Origin of the sequence: Zunongwangia atlantica 22II14-10F7 (genome assembly GCF_002094855.1) — a bacterium.
GTDB lineage: Bacteria > Bacteroidota > Bacteroidia > Flavobacteriales > Flavobacteriaceae > Zunongwangia > Zunongwangia atlantica.
Map to the genome: position 1 here is coordinate 103,740 of NZ_ARYN01000002.1, position 22,130 is coordinate 125,869.

The 22,130-nt window shown below is 35.4% G+C and carries 20 protein-coding genes; 6 read left to right on the top strand and 14 right to left on the bottom strand.

The features are described 5' to 3' along the window. The first annotated feature begins 92 nt into the window (after nucleotides 1–92). Nucleotides 93–2,498, top strand: coding sequence for an alpha-ketoacid dehydrogenase subunit alpha/beta (locus IIF7_RS02740; RefSeq protein ID WP_084840146.1), 2,406 nt, complete (start codon nucleotides 93–95; stop codon nucleotides 2,496–2,498). A gap of 154 nt (nucleotides 2,499–2,652) precedes the next feature. Here the strand turns inward: IIF7_RS02740 and IIF7_RS02745 are convergent, their stop codons facing one another. The 6 genes from IIF7_RS02745 to IIF7_RS02770 form a co-directional block, all read right to left on the bottom strand. Beyond that, nucleotides 2,653–3,228, bottom strand: coding sequence for a YdeI/OmpD-associated family protein (locus IIF7_RS02745; RefSeq protein WP_084840147.1), 576 nt, complete (start codon nucleotides 3,226–3,228; stop codon nucleotides 2,653–2,655). Between the two features lie 56 nt (nucleotides 3,229–3,284). Then, nucleotides 3,285–4,817, bottom strand: coding sequence for a PH domain-containing protein (locus IIF7_RS02750; protein ID WP_084840148.1), 1,533 nt, complete (start codon nucleotides 4,815–4,817; stop codon nucleotides 3,285–3,287). Then, complete coding sequence (locus IIF7_RS02755) at nucleotides 4,810–5,334, bottom strand: PH domain-containing protein (RefSeq protein WP_084840149.1); 525 nt, start codon at nucleotides 5,332–5,334, stop codon at nucleotides 4,810–4,812. Before IIF7_RS02755 ends, IIF7_RS02750 begins: the two co-directional genes overlap by 8 nt. After that, the gene (locus IIF7_RS02760; protein ID WP_084840150.1) at nucleotides 5,322–6,161 is read right to left on the bottom strand and encodes a 1,4-dihydroxy-2-naphthoyl-CoA synthase; all 840 of its coding nucleotides are present in this window, start codon (nucleotides 6,159–6,161) and stop codon (nucleotides 5,322–5,324) included. Before IIF7_RS02760 ends, IIF7_RS02755 begins: the two co-directional genes overlap by 13 nt. A gap of 243 nt (nucleotides 6,162–6,404) precedes the next feature. Further along, entirely contained in the window at nucleotides 6,405–6,812 is a 408-nt protein-coding gene (locus IIF7_RS02765) for a DUF2059 domain-containing protein (protein WP_084840151.1), read from the bottom strand. Nucleotides 6,813–6,900: 88 nt separating this feature from the next. After that, a complete protein-coding gene (locus IIF7_RS02770; protein ID WP_084840152.1) occupies nucleotides 6,901–7,647 on the bottom strand; it encodes a GLPGLI family protein in 747 nt (248 codons plus the stop codon). A 232-nt stretch (nucleotides 7,648–7,879) separates the two neighbouring features. Here IIF7_RS02770 and IIF7_RS02775 point away from each other — a divergent pair, with 232 nt between their 5' ends. Continuing rightward, entirely contained in the window at nucleotides 7,880–8,389 is a 510-nt protein-coding gene (locus tag IIF7_RS02775) for a hypothetical protein (protein WP_084840153.1), read from the top strand. Nucleotides 8,390–8,395: 6 nt separating this feature from the next. Here the strand turns inward: IIF7_RS02775 and IIF7_RS02780 are convergent, their stop codons facing one another. The 4 genes from IIF7_RS02780 to IIF7_RS02795 form a co-directional block, all read right to left on the bottom strand. Then, the gene (locus IIF7_RS02780; protein ID WP_084840154.1) at nucleotides 8,396–9,229 is read right to left on the bottom strand and encodes a CvfB family protein; all 834 of its coding nucleotides are present in this window, start codon (nucleotides 9,227–9,229) and stop codon (nucleotides 8,396–8,398) included. A 205-nt stretch (nucleotides 9,230–9,434) separates the two neighbouring features. Further along, nucleotides 9,435–11,165 (bottom strand): 2-succinyl-5-enolpyruvyl-6-hydroxy-3-cyclohexene-1-carboxylic-acid synthase, encoded by a 1,731-nt coding sequence (menD, locus tag IIF7_RS02785; RefSeq protein ID WP_084840155.1) that lies wholly within the window; start codon nucleotides 11,163–11,165, stop codon nucleotides 9,435–9,437. 201 nt (nucleotides 11,166–11,366) lie between these two features. Further along, nucleotides 11,367–12,500, bottom strand: coding sequence for a chorismate-binding protein (locus IIF7_RS02790; RefSeq protein WP_084840156.1), 1,134 nt, complete (start codon nucleotides 12,498–12,500; stop codon nucleotides 11,367–11,369). Beyond that, on the bottom strand, nucleotides 12,497–12,919 hold the full coding sequence (locus IIF7_RS02795) for a PaaI family thioesterase (RefSeq protein ID WP_084840157.1): 423 nt from the start codon (nucleotides 12,917–12,919) through the stop codon (nucleotides 12,497–12,499). Before IIF7_RS02795 ends, IIF7_RS02790 begins: the two co-directional genes overlap by 4 nt. Nucleotides 12,920–12,967: 48 nt before the next feature. On the opposite strand from IIF7_RS02795, the gene IIF7_RS02800 reads away from it, so the two are divergent. Beyond that, nucleotides 12,968–13,618, top strand: a complete 651-nt coding sequence (locus tag IIF7_RS02800; protein WP_084840158.1) for an alpha/beta hydrolase — start codon at nucleotides 12,968–12,970, stop codon at nucleotides 13,616–13,618. Nucleotides 13,619–14,082: 464 nt separating this feature from the next. Further along, complete coding sequence (locus IIF7_RS02805; protein ID WP_084840159.1) at nucleotides 14,083–15,369, top strand: NRAMP family divalent metal transporter; 1,287 nt, start codon at nucleotides 14,083–14,085, stop codon at nucleotides 15,367–15,369. Nucleotides 15,370–15,376: 7 nt separating this feature from the next. Here IIF7_RS02805 and IIF7_RS02810 read toward each other — a convergent pair whose 3' ends face one another. From IIF7_RS02810 to dnaK, 4 genes are all read right to left on the bottom strand, one after another. Next, nucleotides 15,377–16,030: a hypothetical protein gene (locus IIF7_RS02810; RefSeq protein ID WP_084840160.1), complete on the bottom strand. Its 654-nt coding sequence runs from the start codon at nucleotides 16,028–16,030 to the stop codon at nucleotides 15,377–15,379. 10 nt (nucleotides 16,031–16,040) lie between these two features. Next, entirely contained in the window at nucleotides 16,041–16,682 is a 642-nt protein-coding gene (locus IIF7_RS02815) for a hypothetical protein (RefSeq protein ID WP_139801254.1), read from the bottom strand. Nucleotides 16,683–16,786: 104 nt separating this feature from the next. Next, nucleotides 16,787–17,371 (bottom strand): hypothetical protein, encoded by a 585-nt coding sequence (locus tag IIF7_RS02820; RefSeq protein ID WP_084840162.1) that lies wholly within the window; start codon nucleotides 17,369–17,371, stop codon nucleotides 16,787–16,789. A gap of 626 nt (nucleotides 17,372–17,997) precedes the next feature. Continuing rightward, nucleotides 17,998–19,917: a molecular chaperone DnaK gene (gene dnaK / locus IIF7_RS02825; RefSeq protein WP_084840163.1), complete on the bottom strand. Its 1,920-nt coding sequence runs from the start codon at nucleotides 19,915–19,917 to the stop codon at nucleotides 17,998–18,000. Between the two features lie 241 nt (nucleotides 19,918–20,158). On the opposite strand from dnaK, the gene IIF7_RS02830 reads away from it, so the two are divergent. After that, nucleotides 20,159–21,583, top strand: coding sequence for an L-serine ammonia-lyase (locus IIF7_RS02830; RefSeq protein WP_084840164.1), 1,425 nt, complete (start codon nucleotides 20,159–20,161; stop codon nucleotides 21,581–21,583). A 42-nt stretch (nucleotides 21,584–21,625) separates the two neighbouring features. Next, nucleotides 21,626–22,084 (top strand): GNAT family N-acetyltransferase, encoded by a 459-nt coding sequence (locus IIF7_RS02835; RefSeq protein ID WP_084840165.1) that lies wholly within the window; start codon nucleotides 21,626–21,628, stop codon nucleotides 22,082–22,084. Nucleotides 22,085–22,130 lie beyond the last annotated feature (46 nt).

Sequence of the window (22,130 nt, forward strand, 5' to 3'; positions counted from 1 at the left end):
TTAAAATATGTTATATTTAAAATATGTAGATTTTTATGAATTGTGTACAATCCTAAATTTAGCTATATTTGTGTGATCCAAAAAAGAAGTTCATGCAAAGCGAAACCGAAACTAAAGAATCGATTTCTTACGAAGATTTTAAAACACAAGTTTTAAAAGATTATAAAGTTGCCGTAACGAGCCGCGAATGTAGCTTGCTGGGAAGACGTGAAGTGCTTACTGGTAAAGCAAAATTTGGGATTTTTGGAGACGGTAAAGAGTTGCCTCAAATTGCAATGGCAAAAAGTTTTAAGAACGGTGATTTTAGATCTGGTTACTATCGCGATCAAACTTTTATGATGGCGATTGGACATTTAAGCATAGAAAACTTTTTTGCCGGACTTTATGCCGACACCGATATTGAAAACGAACCAATGTCTGCCGGTCGCCAAATGGGTGGCCATTTTATCTCCCATAATAATAATGACGACGGAAGTTGGAAAAACCTGATGGAGCAAAAAAACTCTAGTGCAGATATTTCTCCAACTGCCGGCCAAATGCCAAGATTGTTAGGTTTAGCACAGGCTTCTAAAATTTATAGAAATGTAGATGGTTTAGATGCTGAAATGTTTTCTAACAATGGTAACGAAGTTGCCTGGGGAACTATAGGAAACGCAAGTACCAGTGAAGGACATTTTTGGGAAACCGTAAATGCAGCAGGTGTTTTACAGGTACCAATGGTGTTAAGTGTTTGGGATGATGAATACGGAATTTCGGTACATGCAAAACATCAAACTACAAAAGAAAGTATTTCTGAAGTTCTAAAAGGATTTCAGCGTGATCAAGATAAAAACAATGGTTACGAAATCATTGTGGTAAATGGTTGGGATTATGTAGAGTTGGTTGAAGCTTACGATAAAGCTCAAAAAATTGCCAGAGAAGAACATTGCCCGGTATTAATCCATGTAGTTGAATTAACACAACCACAGGGGCACTCTACTTCTGGATCTCACGAACGTTATAAAAGTGACAAGCGCTTAGCCTGGGAAAAAGAATTTGATTGTAACGCAAAATTTAGAACCTGGATTATCGAAAATGGCTTCAGTACTCCTGAAGAAATCGATAAATTGGATAAAGATATTAAGCGCGAAGTTAGAGAAGGGAAAAAAAGAGCCTGGAATGCTTACCTAAATCCTAACAAGGAAAAGCAACAAGAATTACTTCAAATTCTTAGCAATATCGCTAAAAAAAGTGATGCTGAAGAACACTTAAAGCCACTTATTAAAAAACTTAAAAGCACTAAAGAACCTTTAAAAAAGGATGTGCTTTCTTTAGCTAGAAAAACATTACGCTACATTATCAATTTTAATGGTGAAGATAAAACTGAATTAATTAATTGGATCAAAGATTTTAATGATCAATCTTTCGATGAATACAGTAGCCATCTTTATAGCACCAATAAAGCAATCGATAATGAAGTTTTACCGGTGTATGCAGATGAACCTAAAATGGTAGATGCACGTATCGTAATTCGTGATAATTTTGATAAGATTTTTGAAACCCGACCAGAAACTATGATTTTTGGTGAAGATGCTGGTGAAATTGGAGATGTAAACCAGGGCTTAGAAGGTCTTCAGAAAAAATATGGATCATACCGCGTTGCCGATACCGGAATACGCGAAGCAACAATCCTGGGACAAGGAATTGGTCTTTCGCTAAGAGGATTACGCCCTATTGCTGAAATTCAGTATTTAGATTACGTAATGTATGCCTTACAAACTATTAGTGACGATTTGGCTACCTTACATTACAGAACTAAAGGAAAACAAAAAAATCCATTAATTGTTAGAACCCGTGGCCACCGTTTGGAAGGTATTTGGCATAGTGGATCTCAATTAGGCGGAATCTTAAATTTGATTCGTGGTGTGTATGTTTTAGTTCCTAGAAATATGACCAAAGCTGCCGGCTTCTACAATAATTTACTCGATCTTGATAATCCTGCTCTAATTGTAGAATGTCTTAATGGATATCGTTTAAAGGAACGTTTACCAGAAAATCTTGGAGAATTCAAAACTCCAATTGGCAAGGTAGAAACGCTTAGAGAAGGTAAAGATATTACTTTGGTTTCTTATGGTTCTACACTTAGGATTATTGAACAAACCGCCGATGAGCTTGCTGAAATAGGCATCGATGTTGAAATTATAGATGTACAATCCTTACTCCCATTCGATACTTCTCATGATATCGTAGAAAGTGTAAAGAAAACGAATCGCTTACTTGTAATCGATGAAGATGTACCAGGCGGTGCTTCTTCCTATATCTTACAAAAAGTATTAGAAGACCAAAATGCATGGCGTTATTTAGACAGTAAACCGCAAACGCTAACTGCTAAAGAACATCGCCCAGCTTATGGTAGTGACGGCGATTATTTTTCTAAACCTTCTCACGAAGATGTTTACGAAAAAATATATGCCATTATGCATGAAAGCAATCCAGAAAAATTTCCAAAATTGATGTAAAAATCATCGATTTTCAAAACAAAAAAGCCGCTAATTCTTAGTGGCTTTTTATATTTCTACTGGAGCATTTAATCTCGATTTTCAAATAAAACTGAAAATAATAATCTATAAATCCTAGAAAAGTCCTAATATTAGAAATAGATTTTTAGAACTTTTATCTAAATTGTTTGGGTTTATTTCTTTGACAGGCATTTTCCACAATGTCTAGAATTCTTTTTTCTCTAGTCTGTTCTCTTTTAGCCGAAATCACCCAGTATAAAATTGATTTTTTGTCTGACTTACTTAAACTTTCAAAATATTCCAAAGTTCCTTTATTTTTGGAAAATTCCAGTAATAAGTCATTTGGAATCTCAAGATTTTCAATAGCATCCAAAAATGTCCAAGAACCATTTTCTTTTGCAATTTCAATACTTGCCAACCCGGCTTCAGCCATAAGTCCATTATCGATTAATTTTTGAATCTTTTCTTTATTGACTTTAGACCAATTACTTTTGGCTTTTCGTTTTGTAAAATACTGTTTGTACTTCTCGCTATCAATTGTCTTTTTTGTGCTATCGATCCAACCAAAACAAAGAGATTCATCTACAGATTCACTCCAACTTAAATTATACTTAGGTGAAGTTTTTCTATAAAAGATTAACCATACTGCATCTTTATCAGCGTGGTTTTGCTTGAGCCAGTTTCTCCATTCTTCTTTATTTTTGGGACAAAACTCCTCAGCTTCTTTCATTTTTTATCTTTGTTTTTTCGAAAAGATCCAGAATGCAATTTTACGAATTTAGCGATTTACATCCAGGCATCATTGGTTCGTTCTATAGCGTAAAGACAGTAATTCATTTTATCTAAAACCGCTTTATCTACAGCTCTAAATGTAATATCCCCTGCAGCATTGTGAAAAACAACGTGCACCAAATTTCGCTTTTTATACCATAAAGGTTGTTTTACGCTAATCCCCTGTAATTTGTAGATTTCTACGATTTCGATGGTCTCATCCCAGGCTAAATAGGATTTTGTAATAAACTCCTCTCCTATTTTTAAACTAAGCGAGTAATATATTCTGAATTGAAAAATAGCATAAATCAATAAATACGCTGAAGCTACTAAAATCCACCACTGAAATTCGATAAAATTAATGAAGTATTGCAGAATCCCGGTCGCAATCACTGGTATCGCGCCAATAATCAAACGCCGTGATAATTCTACCCAATGTGGTTTAAAAATAGTTCCAGATTCGGTTTCTGAAGACTGATAAAGAAAGGATTTTATCTTCTGAATGGTATCTTTTTCCAATCCCGGAATCTGAATTACGCTTTTCTTATCATTCTCCTCACTACTGGCTACCCATAAGCCTGCTTTGTACAAATTTAAGCGTCTTTGTATGGGATTAGTAACGATCTTTAAAATCTGAACCCGAATTGGCTTTAAGGAAACCCTAGTATTGGTACGCAAACCCATTTGTAGGTCTAAACTACTTTTAGTTTGTGTAAGATTAAGGTTGAAATATTTAATAAAAACCTCAGCGGTCGTAATAAAAATACTTAATGCGAGTAGTAAAAAAATAAGCCCGGAAATAAACAAAATCGACTCGGTAGCTACTCCACCTATATCTTCAGTAAACTGTGATTCCCACTCTGATGTTTCTTCTTTAAAAAACTGATTCAGCTCGTTGAAAATCGTAGAAATAAACACAAAAATAAGTCCGAATCCTCTAAAGAAATTACTACTTAAACCTGTTTTGATCAAGGTTGCCAAGCTTAAACGATATGTCCATTTTTCTTCCTGAAATTTTTCAGTTTTAGCTTCAGTATTAATTTGAGTCTCATCTAAAATTTCAGCGTCTGCATTCCCTCCCTCCTTCAGGCTATTTAAAATATCAGCGATTTGATTCGCATCCTCAGTATTAACCGCTTTTATTTCTACTTCTTTCTGCTTACTTCCAGCAGTATCGATAACCAAGCTATATACTCCGGCTACGCGCTGTAAAATGCCTCGTTTAAAATTTACCTGCTGAATTTTATCAAAAGGAATCGATACAAAATCTGAGCTAAAAACGCCCTTTTTCAGAATAAATTCTTCAGCTTCGTAATCGATATGAAACAAAAATTTTCGGTAATCAAAATAACTATAAATCGCAACTAAGACAAAGAGTACAGAAACTCCTAAAATGATATAGAGTAAAATATCTCCCTCTGGTCTTTTTAAAACAAAATATGCTAAAGCAGCCCAAAACCCTCTAATGAACTTATAAAGTGTAGAAGTGAAAATAAGGAGAATTCCCACTGCAGATTGCCGTTGCGGTATGCTGAAAGCCTTAGACATTTTCGTTGGCAATTTTACCTGCTAGAGCTTCTTTCAGCTTTTCGGCAACTGTTGGATCTAAACCGGGAATTTTTACATCGCTACCGCTACCACCTGCTGTAAAAATTTTAAGGGTAGAAAGATCCAGCCACTTATCTAAAACACTACGATTTATGGATACATGCTGAATCCTGTTGAAAGAAACGACCGTAGTTTTGCTTAGCAAAAATCCGCGTTTATAAATTAGATCTTTTTCTCTTATCGCATAAGCGTAGCGCGGCTGCTTTTTAATAAAATTGAAAACCAGAACTACTAAAAATAGGATGATAATTCCGCTAATAATACCTCCAACCAAAATTTCATCCTGAAAATACATAAAAACGCTAAAAGCAATAACGAGTAAAAACCAAACACCAGTTTGCAACAAGTGTTTGGTTAATAATTTTTCACGAACGGGATTCATGGCTACCTCTTCAAAATCTGGCAGTGTAGCTATATCGATCGTATTATTGCTGAATGGGGTCTCTACGGAATCCATTTTTTCTCGAAATTTGGCTTTCTCTTTTCCAAAAATGCGTTACGGCCTTCTTTAGCTTCATCTGTCATATAAGCCAAACGTGTTGCTTCACCTGCAAAAACCTGTTGTCCTACCATTCCATCATCAGTTAAATTCATGGCAAACTTCAGCATTTTGATTGAAGTTGGTGATTTTGCAAGAATTTCCTGCGCCCACTCGTAAGCGGTATCTTCTAATTCTTCATGCGGAATCACAGCATTTACCATTCCCATTTCGTAAGCTTCCTGCGCTGAATAATTTCGGCCTAAAAAGAAAATCTCACGCGCTTTCTTTTGCCCAACCATTTTCGCTAAATAAGCAGATCCATAACCTGCATCGAAACTGGTAACATCTGCATCTGTTTGTTTAAAGATCGCATGTTCTTTACTTGCCAAAGTAATATCACAAACTACGTGCAAACTGTGACCACCACCAACAGCCCAGCCTGGCACTACACAAATTACCGCTTTTGGCATAAAGCGAATTAAACGTTGCACTTCTAAAATATTTAAACGATGATAACCATCTTCACCTACATATCCCTGATGACCTCTGGCTTTTTGATCGCCACCACTGCAAAAAGAATATACTCCATCTTTTGGAGAAGGCCCTTCTGCAGAAAGTAATACCGCTCCTATAGAAGTATCTTCGTGCGCATCGTGAAAAGCATCTAATAATTCGCTGGTTGTTTTTGGCCTAAACGCATTACGCACCTCTGGGCGGTTAAATGCTATTCTGGCAACTCCATTACTCTTTTTATAAGTGATATCGTCGTATTCCTTAACTGTTTTCCAGTCGGCTTTTTCCATATTATAAAATTTATGAAGTAAAAATAAGGTTTTGTGCGCAGTTTATAAAGTGAAAGTTTGGACTATGAGGTTTTAAAGCTATCAGTACTTAGCGATTAGTATTTTAATTCAAAAACCGGCATAAAATCTAATATCTCTTGTTTCCTCTCTATTTTCTAAAAGCGCAGAAATTTATTTTCTTAAAAAAGGCCATAAAAAAACCCGGTTATAAAAACCAGGTTTTTAAATATATAATTATACGTTTTACTGCATATATTTTGCCACAAGCGATTGAAGTTCCATCCCCCATTGCTGCCCAACGGTCATTGCTTTTTCCATTACTTTTGGCGTCGTAGCTACCATTTTCTTACCTACAGGTGTATCATAGAAGGCAAGAATTTCGTCTAGTTCGGCTTCAGTAAACTGCTCGCGATAAATTTCAGCTAACTTTACATAAAGTCCGTTTAAGCTTGCTTTAAGTTCTTTTTTAAATGCCTCTCTGTTCCCTTCTGGAATTTGGTTTACAATTGGCTCGCTAATAACTTCGAACTGCTGCCCAGAGGTTAATTCGATTAATTTAATGGCTTTTTTCTGAAAAGCATCTCCTTCAGTCTCCTGTGCAAAAACGCTGGTTCCTAAAATTACAAATAGGATAAATACTAACTTTTTCATGATTAGGTTTGATGTTTATATTTGCGACTAAAGTAGCCTTATTTTTTAAGATTCGAGATTTTAGGCAGTAATTTTAATTTCTACTGAATTAATTTCCGTAGGTATCGTTATAATATTCTGTTGCCATTTGGTAAGCTTCCTTTCTTGAGCGAATCTTAGCACCATCCTCTACAGGATCGATCTTAATTTTTTCTTCTGGATTCAGTATAATTTCAGTAGCGATAATAGAAAACTCTTCCTTATCTATTCTTAAGATCAAGCCTGGAAGCCCATTATAATTATGTGGTCCAAATTGCCATGGGATTTCTGGTGCAAACCAGGCAACAACAGGTTCTTCTTCAATTGTCCCATCACGCAGATATTTTTTTTCGATCCCTTCAGCTTTAAAGCATTTGTAATCTCCAATTTCTTTGCTCTCGTTTTTTACTTCCCAGCTTATCGACTCATAATTTAAAAGCCCCATCATTGAAGTTTTTCTAATAATCTTTTTGTCATCGAGATTTACATAAAAATCACTAGTTCCTGCCTTACTTCCGATTTTCAGGGTATTTCTATTTTCATTTTCAAGATGTTTAACATAATGCAGATAGGATTCCTGACCCTTAAAATGAAGTTCGTAATTGTCTTCTTCAGCATTTAAGTACATTTCCAAGACACCTTTTCTAATCTCTGGAGCAACATCTTTTTTCTTCTTGAATTCTTCTAAAAATTTATTCCTGAAATCTTCATTTATTACTCCTTTATATTTTACTATTCCTGAAGTTTGCTGGGCGTAAACCGAATTTAAACCGAATAATAAAATTAATACTATTGATAAATAGCCTGATTTATTCATGATGAGCTGATGATTAATAGTTAAAAAGAAATTGGAATATATAAAATATCTAAGTATAAACACTTAATTATCAGATTTTATTAAAGTTTTATCTTAGAATTTTAAAAAACATATACTAAAAATCAACAATATCGGTTATCTATAAAAATTTGATTCTTAATTTTGAATTTAGCGCTGTCTGTTTTAAGTTTAGCATAATTTTTGAAACAGTTTTTAGAAACGTTCCGGTTCAATGAAAAATCTTTTTAGTATCCTTTTTCTACTTACAATAAGCACAGGATTATTTGCACAGGAAATTCCTGCTAACGAGCCTGTTTATATTGAACTTGATCAGGATCAATTTTTGGCACCTGTATTATCAGAACTTAGGCCTAACCAGTTTTTAGTTTATGATCCTAACCTGCCAAGCGGAAGGTTTATTGGCGTACAAAACGAACGTGAAGAATTTGATATGGTTGGCGTGATAAGGGAAGAAAATCGCCAGCGCGAAATGGCAAAGGCAAAACGTCTCGCCACTATTAATTTGCCACAAACTGCTCCTAAAGAAGAAAAAGCCATTCAGCTTACTGGAAACAATCAGCAAGACCAGTTAAACACTAGCATTAATAACTTCAATAATAACAATACAAATTTTAGCAGTAATCCTTTTCACCGCTATCACAATTCGTTATACAATGCAACAATGAATAGCTTTTATTCCAGACCTTATTCTTACCGCCGTAGCAGTAGATATTATTACTAAATAAGTTTATTTTTTTAAATAAATCCCGTCTTCTTTTATATCGATTTGTCGCTGCTTATAAAGATTTCCGGCAGCACGTTTAAAGCTCTTTTTACTCATTTTAAGAACAGCTTTTATTTTCTCTGGTGCAGATTTATCTGTAATATTTAAAAATCCGTTTTGTTTTTGCAATTCATCTAAAATTGCCTGGGCATTTGGCTCTATACTTCGGTAACCAGGACGTTGCAGTGTCACATCGATTTTCCCGTCTTTTCGAGTCTTTTTTATAAATCCTTTAATGCGATCCCCTATTTCTATAGGCTGAAAAACATCGTCGTTATACACTAAACCAAGATGAATTTCATTAATAATTACATTATATCCAAGATCTGTTTTGTTACTTACAATAAGATCGACTTCCTCAAATGGATTTACTGTTAAATCTGAATTATCTAAATAAGAATGCACCTTACTTGAAGCCACCAATCGATTAGTTTCTTCATCTAAATAACAAAATATCAAATAACGATGCCCCTTTTGCATAGGATACACCTGTTCTTTAAAAGGAACAAAAAGATGCTTCTCTAATCCCCAATCTAAAAAGGCACCAAAATCTGTGGTTTCTACACATTCTAAAAAGGCAAATTCATCTAATTTCACGTAAGGTTCTAAAGTAGTCGCCACCGGACGCTCTGAATGATCCAGGTAAACAAAAACCTCAATTTCATCTTCTAACTGAAAGTTCTTCGGAATATATTTATTAGGTAATAACACCTCATCTCCTTCAGCATTTTTAAGAAACAAACCAGGTTCGGTTTCACGATCAATAATTAAACGATGATTTTCGCCAATATTCAGCATAACATAAATTTAGATGACAAAGATACTTTATAATTTTAGGGGAACACAAAAAAAGAATTCCTTCTTAAATTGTACAATTTTAAGTCTGTTTATAATTAAAAAGTTCTCGATATAATTTTAATACTTCTATCATCCCGTTAAAATTAATCGATGCAAATACCTATTCTTCCATTTAAAATTCAATGGTCTAAATTCTAAAAACTGATTACTTCATATAACTAAAATATTCCAGTAAAACTTTATCGTTGACTTTACGCGGAGTAAAAATCTCTAAAATCTTAGGACGTTCTGAAGCTTCAAAAAATGTACTTAAAGAATCGCTAATTTCAGTTTCTGAAAAAGCAGAATCATATTCAAAATTATACATTTTCGCCAGTTGTTCTGCTTTTAGGTCATGAACGGTTTCAAAAAAAGTATCGAATTGTTCGCTATTCTTATTACCAGGAAGAATTCTAAAAATTCCGCCGCCAGAGTTATTCAGAATAATAATCCTAAAATTAGCAGGTATATATTTATTCCATAACGCATTGCTATCGTAAAAGAAACTAAGATCACCCGTTACCATCAAAACAGGATCTTCACTCGCCATCGCAGATCCCGCAGCGGTAGAAATACTACCATCGATACCACTGGTACCGCGATTACAAAAAATTCGTAGCGAAGGATTCCATTTAAATAATTGCGCATAGCGAATCGTTGAACTGTTGGCCAGTTGCATGATATAATGATCTGGCACTTTTGGCACCAATAACTGCATGGCTTTTAGATCTGAATACGGAATTTCGTCCATATACGCATCGTGACGCACCTGGCGTTTTGCGCGTATATTTTTCCAAAATTCGCCATAATCACTATCGATTTTTGTGGTTATCGGAAAGAAATCTGTAAAGAAATCGTTTACCGAAGTTTCAAAATGTTTGTTTAAGCAAAAGAAAGTATTGTACGCCTTTTTAGAATCTACGTGCCAATGATGTTTTGGATTATAATTCCGTAGAAATGCTTTTATTTTTTTAGAAACGATCATCCCACCAAACGTCAACAAAATATCTGGTCGCAAAGCTTCAAAAAGCTCCTGCATATTTTCGTCTTTTTCTATAGGCCCAATTATGGTATCGATCCTGGTAAAAAATTCCTTATGCTCCAAATTAGAAGTTGTTTCTGTAAAAACAATAACAGAGTCGTCTTTAGCTAATTTTTCAAGGAATTTTTGCTCAACCACGTTCGGCTGCGCTACTCCAACGATCACCATTTTTCGTTTGGCTTTATTCCAAATTTCAGCATAAGGTAAAAGCTCTTCTTTCGAATAATGTCTTTTGGTAATTTCAGGAAAGATCTCGATAGGATTTACCTCGATATTTTCAACCGTATCATAAAGCGGTTCATAAAAAGGTACATTGATATGCACCGGCCCTTTTTCTTCTATGGCTTTATTTAAGGCCAAATTGATCTCACGCTCATTATGCTTTTGCGCTTCCCACTGTTTTTGCTGAAGTTTTTTATCGATTGCTTCAGATTCTAAAACAAGTTCAGAATATAAATTAGCGGAATACAAAATATGATTTTCGTAAACATTCTTTTGTCTGATGGTTTGCCCGTCTCCAATATCGATACGTTCGATTGGTCGATCTGCTGAAATAACCACAAGCGGAATATCACTATAAAAAGCCTCTGAAATTGCCGGATAATAATTAAGCAATGCTGAACCTGAACTACAAACCAGCGCAACCGGCTGTTGCAATTGCTGCGCCATTCCCAGGGCTACAAATGCTGCACAACGTTCGTCTACGATGCTGTAAGCATTTATCTCTGGATGATGCGTAAATCCAATAGTTAAAGGCGCATTTCTAGAGCCCGGAGAAATTACAACGTGTTTTATATTTTTTGAAACGCAAAGTGAAACCACATTACGCGCGACAGGTATTTTAGAATACTTCACAAAGTTTATTTTTTGCGAGCGGAAGTTTCTGGGGGAAGTTAGGAAACTTCAACGCAATTTAATTATACCTCAAAATTACGATTTACGCCAGACTTCTACAGTAGCTTTAAAAAGTATTTAACTGATTATTTAATGAAGAATATCTAGTCGAACCTCACAGGTTTTAAAAACCTGTGAGGTTTATTCATTTTCAAGTTAGTCCTAATTGACTAAAACCGACTTGATCGTATAGCTTTTGTTCACCGTTTCTTCCCACTCGGCCGCCGGGTTAGAATTTGCTGTGATACCACCGCCAATAAAAATTTCAGCTTCACCTTCAGTTAACTTCATACACCTAAGATTCACGAAAATTTGCGATTGTTTTGAAATACTGGCATAAGCCTGATTTTCCTGATTTCGACGATTCGAGTTTCGTTTTACTTCCTGCTTTAAGTTAATCTCACCAAGAAAACCTGAATAAAATTCGCGATCGCTGTGTTCATTTTTTAGAATGAATTCCTTTGCTTTTTCTCTTGGGAAACCACAAACAGCCGGAGTTGGATGTAAACTTTCCAATAGATTCGATAAATTATCGTTGTCTAAAACTCCAGAAATATCGGTACGAATATGCAGTAAATTCCCTGCCTTTACAGTATAAGGATCACTTAGATTTATTTCTCCAGCAGCTACTTTAAAATCCTTTAATTTTTGTACAATCTCGTCTGAAACGATTTGTTGCTCTTCAACTTCTTTTGGTGTCCAGGCCGCTTCATCGATGGTTCCATTAAAAGCCTGCGTTCCTGCAAGCGCCATGGTTTTAAAGCGATTTCGCTCTACTTTCACCAAAGTTTCAGGAGTAGCACCAATCCAGATCCCGCTTTCTGGATGTGACCAGATATAACAAAATGCTTTTGGATAATTTTCAAGTAAATTTTTAAAGATCGAAAGTGCTGAAAGTTGCGTTGGGTTTTGTTCTTTTCTGGCCAAAACCACTTTTTTCATATTTCCCGACTTAATTTCTGCGATCCCTTTTGCCACTAATGCTTCGTGCTGCTTTTGAGCTTCGATATTAGTGATTTCAGGAATATATTCTGAAGTTTCTGTAGCAGGTTTCTCCGTGCTATATTCCGTAGAAATAACTTCAGAATTTGCTTCAGGAATTAATAAACTTTTCGTTCCGCAGAAATCAGAAAAAACAAATCCGCTTTCAGAAAAATCGGTCGTCGTATACGATTGCTTATCCTTTTGTAAAAATGCTTTGATCACATTTTCATCTGGTTTTCGATAAGCGACAAATGCTAAATTTTTATTGATATGATCTTCTAACGCGTTAAAAAACGCCATCGCCTGCATCATGAGTTCTTTTTTGCTAATGCTATGGTAGTAAGTTTTACCAGGGAAATTAAATTATCTTGAGCATCGGTAATATGAATATTCCAAAGCTGCGTGGTTCGGCCTTTATGAATAAAGATAGCTTTGGCAAAAACATCGCCTTCTTTTATGCTTTTAAGGTGATTGGCAGAAATTTCTATCCCACGAATCACAAAATCTTTGGTATCTAAAAAAATATAACTCGCCGCGCTGCCAACACTTTCGGCCAGAGCCACACTCGCACCACCATGCAATACTCCGTCTGGCTGATGTACTTTTGGCGTTACCGGCATTTTTGCGGTTAAAAAATCTTCGCCAACATCTATAAATTCAATATTCAAGGTTTCCATTAATGTGTTTTTACACATTTTTGAACACATTCCCAGGATTTCCTCTTTGTTCATAGCAATACGATTAATTACTTTGTAAAAGTACAAAATTGAATCTACAGCATGAGCCGCGAAAAACAGGTTTCTTACAAAATTAGTAATACATATAGCGTTTTAAACGAGTTTACCGAGAACACGAAAAACATTTGGCTGGTTTGCCACGGCATTGGTTATTTAAGCCGATATTTTATTCGGCATTTTAATCATCTGGATGCCAGTGAGAACTACATCATCGCACCCCAGGCGCAAAGCAAATATTACCTGAAATCTGATTATCGCCATGTTGGCGCCTCATGGTTGACCAGAGAAAATACTGAAGCCGATATCGAAAATGTGTTGAAATATTTAGATGAAGTATATGCTGAAGAAATTCTCTCTAAAAAAAACTTAGCTAAAACGCCCAATCTTATCATTTTGGGATACTCACAAGGCGTTTCTGTTGCTACGCGATTTTTAGCACGACGAAAAATTAAATGTGATCAACTCATTTTACACTCAGGTAAAATTCCTGCTGAAATTTCTTCGGAAGACCTAGAATTTCTGAAAGACACAAACGTCACTTATCTCTACGGAACTGAAGACGAATATCTAAAAAAAGGAATTATTGAAGTTGAAGAGGAAAGCCTGAAAACGCTATTTCCGAATAATCTAGAAATTCTAACCTATAGCGGCGGACACGAATTTAATACTGAAATTATTGAAAAACTGAGTTGATTTGAAAATTTGAAAATGCGATAATGTGGTAATGTGGTAATGTGGTAATTGAAACTAAGATCAAAAATTTTAAATATTGAATTTTGAATTAAATTTGTTGTCACTTCGAGTGTTTTATTTCGCAGCATAGCGAAGAAATAAAATGTATCGAGAAGTCTGTTCCAGTAGGCAGTCTTAGTTGTCGTGAGCAATTACCAGTTAACAATTATCAATGAAAAAATTTTCAGTTCAATGCTAAAAGCTGAGCACTGATAGCTTAAAAAATTTCTGTAAACTATAAACTGTAAACTACAATTAGCAGTTGCAGTTATAATTTTCACAGAAATGTAATTTCGAGCGCAACGAAGTGTAGTCGAGAAATCTTTTTCACTGAAAGCTGACTGTTGAAAGCTGTAAACCTGCAAACTTTCCATTTTTTTCTGAATAATTTTAAATATTTTCGCCAGATATGATCTAGAAACGCGATGGAATCACAGCAAAAGCCAAAAAGAACAAAAAAGACTTCAGTTTTAAAGAATATCGGTCCGGGGTTTTTACTCGCAGGAGCCGCAATTGGAGTTTCTCATTTGGTACAATCTACCCGAGCCGGCGCCGATTATGGTTATATTCTTATTTGGGCTTTATTATTGGCTTGTGTTTCTAAATATCCGTTTTTAGAATTTGGTCCTCGTTATGTCGCGGGAACCGGGAAGCATTTAATTGCCGGCTATAAACAGCTAGGTAAGATTCCGTATTATTTATTCATTTTTATTACGGTAGCCAGTATGTTTATAATCCAGGCAGCGGTAACTATCGTAACGGCCGGTTTAGCAGAACGACTTTTTAATTTCGGACTTTCCCCATTTACGTGGAGTTTCATCATTTTTGGAGCAAGCATTGCGTTATTGCTGATTGGCAAATATCCCGGACTCGATAAAAGTATGAAGATCATTGTAAGTTTACTTACACTAGCTACTTTGGCAGCGGTTTGTATGGCTTTGGGAATTCAAAAAGAACCGGTAGAAACTGTTGAAGTTCCCTCTTTGTGGACTACAGCGAGCCTCGGTTTTATCATTGCATTTATGGGCTGGATGCCTATTCCTTTAGATGCTGCAGTTTGGCATTCGATCTGGACTAAAGAAAAAGCACACGAAATTAGAGAGAAACTTAGTCTAAAAGGCGCTTTTTTAGATTTTAATATTGGTTATTTTTCGGCTTGTTTTATTGGAATTTTGTTCTTCCTGCTAGGCGTTTTGGTGATGTTTGGAAGTGGAGAAAGTTTTAGCAGTAATAGTATTGAATTTTCTTCGCAACTTATTAATCTCTACGGAAGAACTTTGGGAGAATGGAGTAAACCGGTTATCGCCATTGCTGCTTTTGTAACGATGTTAAGCACCGTGATTACGGTCACTGATGCTTATCCAAGGGTTATTTCTGAATTATTTCACCCAGAAAATTCTATTTCGGCTGAAGCTGATAATCGTAAAAAAAGATGGCAATTTTATCGAATATCGATTTTTATAATCCCCATACTTTCGTTAGCGATTCTTTATTTTACTTCGGGATCATTTACCATTTTGGTAGATTTTGCCGCTGGTTTATCATTTTTGTCTGCCCCAATTCTCGCCTGGTTTAATTATAAATTGGTTACTGGCCAGGAAATGCCGGAAGCCGATAGGCCGGGTAAAAATTACCGAATATTTACGATCATTTGTTTTGTGATGCTATTGGTATTCAATATTGCCTATTTAGGCTATAACTTTTTTATATAGAAACCAATTAAACGCAGGCATTTTCATCTATCTCTGCAATCTCTTCAGAAACTATGGTTATATTTCCCTCGCGATCTACTTTAAGATGAAATCGGTTTGTTTGAAATGGCAAACAATAGCTTACCGTTTGCATTACAATTAATTCAAAACCATCTTGAGTTTCTTTAATAGCACCACTATTTTTATCATTTACAGCCCAATAATAAGCATTAGCTCTTGCGACAAGTAAGGCTTCACTCGGCGTATCAATTTCTCCAAGAAAATTAAGAAGATCCTCTTTAGAAGTAACTAAAAAACTATCTCCCTCTTGCAGATATTTAATAAAACTGAAGCAATAATCTGGCAAACAGCCACTAACGAAACCAGCATCTGCTTGTAAATTATCAAATGTCGTTAAACAATCAGATTCTGAACAAATTTCACCAAAAGAAAAAAGTACGTTATTGCGATAAACTAATGAAGTTGGATCATCTGGATCTTCTAAATCTGGCATTGACTGGATATATTCAAAATAGGTAATTTGCTCATCAGTCTGAATATCAGAATATGGATAGGCTGCAGATATTGCTTCAAAATCATTAAAATTAACTTCGATCCCATCATCGTCGCTGGAGCAACCTATGAGTAATAATACTAGTGCTACGAATAGTAAATTTTTCATCAATTCCTTTCTAGATACACATATCATCATTTCTCGAATATTCTTCCTCTGCTTCTATAGAGATTTGTCCATTTCTCTTTACAAGTAGATTAAATCGATTGGTAAGAATGGGCAAACAATCAGACATCAATTTGGTTGCTATAAATTCATAACCTGCAGTAGTCTCTCGATAAGCTCCAACTTCAATATTATTATAATCGGTTCTATAAGTTCTTCCCCACACTAAGAAAAGAGCTTTTGCCAGTGTATCAACCTCTCCTACCAGATCTACAAATTCGGCTTCAGTATTTATAACATATTCATTTCCGTTTCGAGAAACGACTAAATAGTCATGACAGTCATATCCATATAAACCAACATACTTTTTAAAACCATTCCCCGGATCTGTATTTTCAAGACTTGCGCAATAACTGTTTGGACTTTCTGTGCAAGTACCATATTGAAATGTAATCAACTGATCTCCATTTTCTGCGATTAAAACCTGCGCCATTCCGTCTATATTCAGACTATTAGCTAAAATCTCCATATAATCCTCTTCTTCTATTTCCTGAAAATCTGAATATACCGCAAGGTCAATTTCTTCAGAAGTATCATTATCTGAACAAGAAAATAATAACATTACTAAGGCTAAAATTGATAGTTTTTTGATCATAATATTTAATTGATTTCTAATTAGATGCAAAAAATTCAAAAAGGTTGCGTATAAAAAAAGCTGCTGAAAAATCAATGATTTCATCCCAAATCATTTTCCGGAGTTTACTCTAAACAAAAACTTAAATCGATGCTATAATTAATATCCGCCTCAATATTTTCCCCACACATACCCCGAACGTCACCAATACTACAATCTGGATCATCTGAAATTATTATTTTTGAAATACTATTGGTATATCCAGATATTGTTGCATTTAAAACTCCATTTTCAAAACTATTAATTCTGAAATTAGCTCCTTCTTCAGTAGTTTCATCTAATTTTCTAATAGGATCTAGTGTACTATAATGATAGCTTACAGTTTCGCTCGATTGCTCCGGAAAACGGAATACAAAATTTATATATCGAAAATTTTTACGAATACTTTCTTCGGAAAAACTTTTAATGATGTCTGCATCGAAACTTATATAAATTTGAAAACGCTCATCCGTATAACTATAAGCGCGATAATAATAGTTCTCGTCACAATTAACGCCGACAGGGCAAGCGATTTCAAGCTTTGTACAATTATTTAAAGAACCAACGCTCAAATTATATGATTCATATCGAAAATCTATTGAATCATCGTCGTCATTACTGCAAGAAAGTGTAATGCAAAAAAAGGCGCCAAGAAGTAAAAGTTTTTTCATCTGTAATCTGAATTTAGTTTTCTGATATTTTTAAGTATTTATTTAAAAAGTACTAGTTTTTTAACACTAAAGAATCTGTACAAAGCGTGTAATTTAAGTGAGTTAAAGTATGGAAAAGTGGACATCACTGTGTTATCGTTTAATCTGAAGAAGAGCAGGTAAAAACCTTTATATCATCCCGGCCTTCATTTTCTAAGTACGCATTACTTTCTTTTGCAGTTGTAAAATGTTATCATCCCTTGAAAATTCACTCTACCATCCGTGATTAATTCATAGTAAACAGTCTGTCCCTTTTAATCACCTCTAAAAATTGATACTTCAGTTCCGCAATTTGAGTTCAGTTCAGCTTTATAATTAGTAAACCAAGTTTCATTTTATCCACCGGTACAATTAGTATCATCATCGTCTGAACAAGATGCTAAAACCAAAATTAGTATTTTCTGATCATAATATTTGATTGATTTATAAGTAGATACAAAAAATCCTAAAAGGTTGCGTACAAAAAAAGCCGCTGAAAAATCAGCGGCTTTTTTTATTATTCAGATATAATATTCAATTTTGAAGATCCCGAATCAAGTTCGGGATAAGCGATTCACAAGATTTTACAAAGCAAATCTGTTCTCTGCTTACTTCACTTCTTCAAAATCTACATCTTCTACATCGTCTCCACCTTTGGCTTCACCGCCTCCGGCTTGTCCTCCTTCAGCTCCGGTTGCTCCTTGTTGAGCGCCTCCCTGAGCTTCAGCTTGTGCTTTATACATTTCTTCTGAAGCTGTTTTCCATGCTTCATTCAATTTGTCTAATGCAGGAGAAATGGTTTCTAATTCTTTAGTTTCGTAAGCTTTCTTAAGCTCTTCTAAAGCATCTTCGATAGGCTTCTTCTTATCATCAGAAAGTTTATCACCAAACTCTTTTAATTGTTTCTCAGTCTGGAAGATCATTCCATCGGCTTCGTTAAGCTTATCTACTTTTTCTTTCGCTTTCTTATCGGCATCAGCATTTGCTTCAGCTTCCTGCTTCATTTTTGCGATTTCTTCTTCTGTTAATCCTGAAGAAGCCTCGATACGGATATCCTGAGATTTTCCTGTCGCTTTATCTGTAGCACTTACTTTAATAATACCGTTTGCATCAATATCGAAAGTTACTTCAATTTGAGGTGTTCCTCTTGGCGCTGGTGGAATACCATCTAAATGGAATCTACCAATCGTTTTATTGTCTGCGGCCATTGGGCGCTCTCCCTGTAACACATGAATTTCTACTGAAGGCTGATTATCTGCAGCGGTAGAGAAAGTTTGTGACTTTTTAGTAGGAATCGTGGTATTAGATTCAATAAGTTTTGTATTTACACCTCCCATAGTTTCAATACCTAAAGAAAGTGGGGTTACGTCTAGTAATAATACATCCTTAACATCTCCAGTTAATACACCACCCTGAATTGCAGCACCAATAGATACAACCTCATCTGGGTTTACACCTTTAGAAGGTTTTTTACCAAAGAAGCTCTCTACTTCCTGCTGAATTTTAGGAATACGTGTAGAACCACCTACTAAGATTACTTCGTCGATATCACTTGTAGAAAGACCAGCATCATTAAGTGCTTTCTTTACTGGCTCCATAGATCTTGTTACAAGTTCTGCTGCTAATTGCTCAAATTTAGATCTTGTTAAAGTTTCAACTAAGTGTTTTGGTCCACTAGCAGTAGCAGTAACATAAGGTAAATTAATTTCTGTTTGAGAAGAAGATGATAACTCGATCTTCGCTTTCTCTGCAGCTTCTTTTAGACGTTGTAACGCCATAGGATCTTTTCTAAGATCGATATCTTCAGCTTTCTGGAAAGTATCTGCTAACCAATCGATAATTACCTCATCAAAATCGTCACCACCAAGGTGAGTATCACCATTTGTAGATAATACTTCAAATACACCATCTCCTAATTCTAGGATAGAAATATCGAAAGTACCACCACCAAGGTCATAAACAGCAATTTTTTGATCGCTAGATTTTTTATCTAAACCGTAAGCTAATGCAGCAGCGGTTGGCTCGTTAATGATTCGTCTTACTTTAAGACCTGCAATCTCACCAGCCTCTTTAGTAGCCTGACGCTGAGAATCGTTAAAATAAGCAGGTACTGTAATTACAGCTTCTGTTACATCCTGTCCTAAATAATCTTCAGCTGTTTTCTTCATTTTTTGAAGAATCATTGCTGAAAGTTCTTGCGGAGTATAAAGACGACCATCGATATCTACACGAGGTGTATCATTATCTCCTTTTTTCACTTTATATGCTACACGACCAGCTTCTCTTGAAGATTCAGAGAATTTATTCCCCATAAATCTTTTAATAGAAGCGATTGTTTTTTCTGGGTTTGTTACAGCCTGTCTTTTTGCAGGATCCCCAACTTTGATTTCACCACCTTCTACAAAAGCAATTACAGAAGGAGTTGTTCTTTTACCTTCGGCATTAGGGATTACCGTAGGCTCGTTACCTTCCATAACTGAAACGCAGGAGTTAGTTGTACCTAAGTCAATTCCAATTATCTTACTCATAACTTTATACGTTGATTTAATTTTTTATTCAATGTTTCGCTCTCTAAAAGTCAATCTTTATGCCAGCAAAAAACTTATGACAGGTTGGCAGAAACATTTTTAAACAGCTGTATTTTCAGCTAAAATCAATGCAACTTTTGCAGAGTAGCCTGCGAATTGTGCATAAATAGGCAGTTTGAAATGCTTTTTTATTTCTGAATCTGTTTCTGAAATTATACATTTGTTCGCATAATTTTTCGGTATGGAATGTATTAGCGTTTTCGATATGTTGAAGGTTGGTGTTGGCCCATCAAGTTCTCACACCTTAGGACCATGGCGTGCTGCACAGCGATGGATTGCAGAACTTAAAGCTAAAGAAACTTTTCAGCTTGTTGAAAAAATACATATCGATCTTTACGGCTCACTTTCATTAACAGGAAAAGGTCACGCTACAGATATTGCCACTTTACTAGGATTGTGCGGCCACGATCCTGTTACGATGGATATTTCTTTAATTGAAACCGAAATTTCAGCAATAAAAGAAAAAAGAATCCTTCCTCTTAATAAAGAATTAGACATTCCTTTTAATTACGAAACCGATATAAAATTTAATCGCAAATTTCTCGATTTTCACCCAAACGGAATGATCTTTAGAGCAACTCTTACAAATGGTAAAAAATGCTCGTCCTCTTTCTTTTCTATTGGCGGAGGCTTTGTTGTAAAAAAAACCCGAAAAAACGCGAAAAAGAAACAGGATAAATTTGAAGATTTTCCTTTCCCGGTAGAAAGCGCAAATCAACTTTTAGCCTATTGTAAAGCCGAAAATTTGAGTATTTCTCAACTGGTGTTACAAAATGAACGTTCCTTAAGAAATGATGAGCAAATCGATGCCGGACTTCAGCAAATTTGGGATACCATGCTAGAATCTATGTATATTGGTTGCCATACTGAAGGAACTTTACCAGGCGGATTAAATGTAAAAAGACGTGCTTTTGAAATGCATCAACGTCTTATTGGTGAAGAAAAATATGATTCTCCCCAAAACTGGATTAGTGCAATAAGAAATACCGAAGTAAAATTTCGCCAAATCCTTAAATGGGTAAGCTGTTTTGCATTAAGTGTAAACGAAGTTAATGCTAGTTTAGGCCGTGTAGTTACTGCGCCAACTAATGGAAGCGCCGGCACCGTTCCTGCCGTAATGATGTACTATATGGTGATTGAAAATCACCAAGCCACCTTCGAAGATATGAAACGCTTTATGCTAGTAGCTGGTGAGATAGGGAGCTTATTTAAAAAAGGAGCAACAATCTCTGCCGCGATGGGTGGTTGCCAGGCAGAAATTGGAGTTTCCTCTGCAATGGCTGCCGGTGGTTTAACCGAATTGCTGGGCGGTACGCCAGAGCAGGTTTTAATGGCAAGCGAAATTGCCATGGAACATCATCTTGGCTTAACCTGCGATCCTATTGCCGGCTTGGTTCAGGTACCCTGTATAGAACGTAATGCAATGGGAGCAATTAAAGCGATTAACGCTGCTGAAATCGCACTGGAAAGTGATGCTTCCAAAGCTAAAGTTCCGCTAGATAAAGTAATTGCAACTATGTGGGATACGGCAAAAGATATGAACTCGAAATATAAAGAAACCAGTGAAGGCGGACTCGCTGTTAAAGTGAGCCTGAGTGATTGTTAATCGCACTAAGGCATCTATTTTATTTCCTAAAAGCTTTGTTTGATGAAGGTAAATATTAGAGAAGCATATTGTAGTGATCTAGAAGAAATGCAGAGATTATTTCTGGGAGCTATCAAAAATATTCCCAACAGTGATTATAGCAAAAAACAGACTGAAGCCTGGTCGAGTACTGTGAAAAATAAAGAACGTTGGAAATCTATGCTGGCTAACCAGTATGTTTTAATTGCTGAAATTAACAGTAAAATTGTAGGATTTGGCTCTTTAGATAAGAATTATATCGATTTTATGTATGTTCATAAAGATTTCCTTCGGAAGGGAGTAGCCAGCAAGATATTCGAAGGGCTTCAAAATAAATCGATAGAGCTTGGTTATAGTCAAATAACTTCCAACGTTAGTAAAACGGCAAGACCTTTTTTTGAACGCAAAGGCTTCTCCGTCATTAAGGAAAATAAAAATATCATCAATGGTGTAGAAATTATCAATTATAAAATGTGTCAGTAAAATACCTGAAAAAAACATGAGGTAATTATTAGTAAATTATTTTTTT

Coding starts and splice junctions, on each gene's coding strand:
- IIF7_RS02760 (WP_084840150.1), bottom strand. CDS start 6,161: ATGGAAAAAGCCGACTGGAAAACAGTTAAGGAATACGACGATATCACT.
- IIF7_RS02830 (WP_084840164.1), top strand. CDS start 20,159: ATGGAATGTATTAGCGTTTTCGATATGTTGAAGGTTGGTGTTGGCCCA.
- IIF7_RS02780 (WP_084840154.1), bottom strand. CDS start 9,229: ATGCTGAATATTGGCGAAAATCATCGTTTAATTATTGATCGTGAAACC.
- IIF7_RS02745 (WP_084840147.1), bottom strand. CDS start 3,228: ATGAAAGAAGCTGAGGAGTTTTGTCCCAAAAATAAAGAAGAATGGAGA.
- IIF7_RS02740 (WP_084840146.1), top strand. CDS start 93: ATGCAAAGCGAAACCGAAACTAAAGAATCGATTTCTTACGAAGATTTT.
- IIF7_RS02765 (WP_084840151.1), bottom strand. CDS start 6,812: ATGAAAAAGTTAGTATTTATCCTATTTGTAATTTTAGGAACCAGCGTT.
- IIF7_RS02820 (WP_084840162.1), bottom strand. CDS start 17,371: ATGAAAAAACTTTTACTTCTTGGCGCCTTTTTTTGCATTACACTTTCT.
- dnaK (WP_084840163.1), bottom strand. CDS start 19,917: ATGAGTAAGATAATTGGAATTGACTTAGGTACAACTAACTCCTGCGTT.
- IIF7_RS02835 (WP_084840165.1), top strand. CDS start 21,626: ATGAAGGTAAATATTAGAGAAGCATATTGTAGTGATCTAGAAGAAATG.
- IIF7_RS02815 (WP_139801254.1), bottom strand. CDS start 16,682: ATGATCAAAAAACTATCAATTTTAGCCTTAGTAATGTTATTATTTTCT.
- IIF7_RS02805 (WP_084840159.1), top strand. CDS start 14,083: ATGGAATCACAGCAAAAGCCAAAAAGAACAAAAAAGACTTCAGTTTTA.
- IIF7_RS02750 (WP_084840148.1), bottom strand. CDS start 4,817: ATGTCTAAGGCTTTCAGCATACCGCAACGGCAATCTGCAGTGGGAATT.
- IIF7_RS02795 (WP_084840157.1), bottom strand. CDS start 12,919: ATGAACAAAGAGGAAATCCTGGGAATGTGTTCAAAAATGTGTAAAAAC.
- IIF7_RS02775 (WP_084840153.1), top strand. CDS start 7,880: ATGAAAAATCTTTTTAGTATCCTTTTTCTACTTACAATAAGCACAGGA.
- IIF7_RS02770 (WP_084840152.1), bottom strand. CDS start 7,647: ATGAATAAATCAGGCTATTTATCAATAGTATTAATTTTATTATTCGGT.
- IIF7_RS02810 (WP_084840160.1), bottom strand. CDS start 16,030: ATGAAAAATTTACTATTCGTAGCACTAGTATTATTACTCATAGGTTGC.
- IIF7_RS02790 (WP_084840156.1), bottom strand. CDS start 12,500: ATGATGCAGGCGATGGCGTTTTTTAACGCGTTAGAAGATCATATCAAT.
- IIF7_RS02755 (WP_084840149.1), bottom strand. CDS start 5,334: ATGGATTCCGTAGAGACCCCATTCAGCAATAATACGATCGATATAGCT.
- IIF7_RS02800 (WP_084840158.1), top strand. CDS start 12,968: ATGAGCCGCGAAAAACAGGTTTCTTACAAAATTAGTAATACATATAGC.